The 2629-nt window shown below is 52.9% G+C and carries 2 protein-coding genes; one reads left to right on the forward strand and one right to left on the reverse strand.

Features of this window, described 5'->3' with window-relative positions:
* The coding region (locus ACFWW2_RS00430) for a hypothetical protein (protein ID WP_393925391.1) at positions 1-1145 on the forward strand (1145 nt) is incomplete at its 5' end.
* Between the two features lie 137 nt (positions 1146-1282).
* On the opposite strand, the gene ACFWW2_RS00435 is transcribed toward ACFWW2_RS00430, so the two are convergent.
* On the reverse strand, positions 1283-2290 hold the full coding sequence (locus ACFWW2_RS00435) for a hypothetical protein (protein WP_393925392.1): 1008 nt from the start codon (positions 2288-2290) through the stop codon (positions 1283-1285).
* Positions 2291-2629 lie beyond the last annotated feature (339 nt).

The following is a 2629-nucleotide window of genomic DNA, read 5'->3' on the forward strand; positions in this document are numbered from 1 at the left end:
CCCTCAAAGCAGGTCTGGAAGTTCTGTCAAACCGGGTCACCGAAGCCCGCGAAGTTGGTGGGTACGAGGACATGCTGAAAGACGCCTTCGCGCCTCTCGCGCAAGGCCGCGATCTCATGCCAGAAGGTGCCGCTATCGGTGTGCAAACCAACACCCGCGCCCCCTACCCTCGCATGGGAAATCAGACACGGCGCACGTCCCTCATCTCAAGCATCAAAGACATCTACACAACCGAATATGACAAAGCACGCGCACGGGTGTTGGACCTGAATGCAGAGAAAGGAGTGGAAATGCTTATTGACGACGATCCGATCGGTACGCCAACCCATAGCGGCTACAAAGATTATTGGGAACGCCACGCTTTGGATGAATCCAAACGGGGAAGCATTTACCCGCTGAAGGACGTCGATCTGTTCATTGCCGTCCGCGATCATGTCGAAGAAACGATGGGCGGACATACCCATAACCTATTGGTGCGAAAGAGCCACGTGCCATATGCGCAGATCAACACCTTCATGGAGAATGTGAGTGAGGATGTGCCCAAGGCCTGGGTTCAACGTCACCGTGACCGCTTGCAATACCTCGGCACGCAAGACCCCACTCCGGACTTCAAGTCAGTTGAAGAGTTCACCTGGGCCATTAAATACACCGCGACGCAAAACGTCCTCATGCCTGAGGGTTTTGACCCAGAGAAAGCAATTGGGGGGACAGGGGGCGATTGGATGAACCGACATATTCGCCGGTCAATTGCGGATGTTGGTAAATCTGACGTGGCAAACCGCAGTATTCTTGAAAAAGATATGGAAGATCGCTCGGCCCATTACATGGTGGATGATGCTTACATTCCGTACGGCGACATGATGTCCACTATAAGACGGGTTGCGGCAGATTATGAGACCAAGGGACTATCTGAGCTTGAAGCTGAAAATGTGCCCGCCGAATGGAAGGATCGCTTGGTCAGAACACTGGAGAACCGCCACAATCCGCAGGAACAGAAGGGTGTTCAGACGACAGATGAGTATCTTTGGACGTTGCGGTTCTTGAGTACAACAGGGCTTACCCGTAGTCTCGGGCGCGCACCCGAGCCCAAAGACGTTGCCCCGAAGCCACCGTCGCTGGATATGGGTCTCGACCTTAGCCCGTAATAAGGGTCGCTTCCGGCTGACTGAGGTTTGAAGTCGGATGGACCTCATGAACCGGTTAAAGGACCGCCTGTGACGCCGGACGACTTCCTCCGAATTTGGACGGGCAACCCGCTGTAGGAGCGGGCCTCCACCTCGTCCTACACCAGACCTCCTTTTGGGAGGGTATGCTGATTGGGGCAAAGTTCATGTTGGTCAAATAGCGGTGTCTTCGGGCGCTTGACTTTCCAGAGTAATTTCTCCGTACCAGATGGTTTGCGCGGTTTTAGGGTCGGAGGGCATTGCCACACGCCGCCACAACAAAAAGCCCAATAGGCGCCTTCATTGTTCATGTAGTCTCTAGCCTCCGCTAGAGACAAGAATACAACCCCTTGCTGGGTTAAATGATGGATCACAGTTTCCATCGGCCAATCTGAATTGGCGGGCAAGACTGCTACGCCACGTAGTCTGCCATACGCATCCGCGTCCCATCCCCCCGACCCGTTTCCAGCTGAGCCCCAAAGGTAAATACTCGAACTAAAACCCCCGCCCTCCCAGGAGGGGAGGAAGTCAACTGAGGTTGGAACACAACGTGAGCACTCAATTTTTTCTCTGTCAATTCTGTTTAGCGCGGTGGCAAATACATCTTTTGGGCGTTTGAAATGCCAATTTTCAATTGTCGCAAAGCATCGCGTGTAGGCGTAGTACTCTGGAGGTCTGTCGGTTCTTAGTAGATCAAGGAGATCCAAGACCAGATCAACTACCTTGCCGTCGTCGCCAACCGCGCCCCAAATTATATGAGCCTCAAGATCGGTTACTAAATCGATGTCAGCATCTCGGTAAACTGGACGGCCATAGTCAGGGTCAAGTTTCAATTCGGCGCAAATCTGACGGTATGCCGGTGTATCCCATCCGTAATCCGTCCTCTTCACTTCAATCACCCGATCCAGTAGGCCCGATCCACCTTGCTCGCTCGGCAATTGAATGCCGCCGATTTCATCTGATGGATCTGTAATTTGTATCGAGGTTTGGGATCTGCAAGGAATGATTTGCACATGATAAAGTTTCCCATCCGTCCCAGTAATCTCAGCGGCGGGACCATATCGCCCGTCTACGATTGGATGATTGAGCATTCTGACTATTCTGGCCTCTCGCATTTCTGCTTCCATTAAGTGACGCACTAACTCTGAGGCAGTTCGGCCATGCCTCGCACAATGGCTCTGGAAAGACGCGCGCAGATCAGGCGACATTTTGACGAGCAACTGAGACGTCTTTTTCATAGGTCGACTAATCTAAAAGTGCTGGGAGTAGTCAAGAAAATAAAGGTATATACGTTTGAAAGGCCGGTTCCGTTTCGTATCTATTGAAGCGCCCTGTGGATCACCCGCCCAACTGATCTCCGATCCGGCCTTAGCGCCCCATTCTGAACTCAGCCGGACTCGACCCTGTCTACTGCAGGCATAACCGACGTCCAACAAGGGCGCCCGTCGAAGCCGAACAGGCATTGA

This window comes from Yoonia sp. R2-816 (assembly GCF_046762905.1).
GTDB lineage: Bacteria > Pseudomonadota > Alphaproteobacteria > Rhodobacterales > Rhodobacteraceae > Yoonia.

Coding starts and splice junctions, on each gene's coding strand:
- ACFWW2_RS00435 (WP_393925392.1), bottom strand. CDS start 2,290: ATGGAAGCAGAAATGCGAGAGGCCAGAATAGTCAGAATGCTCAATCAT.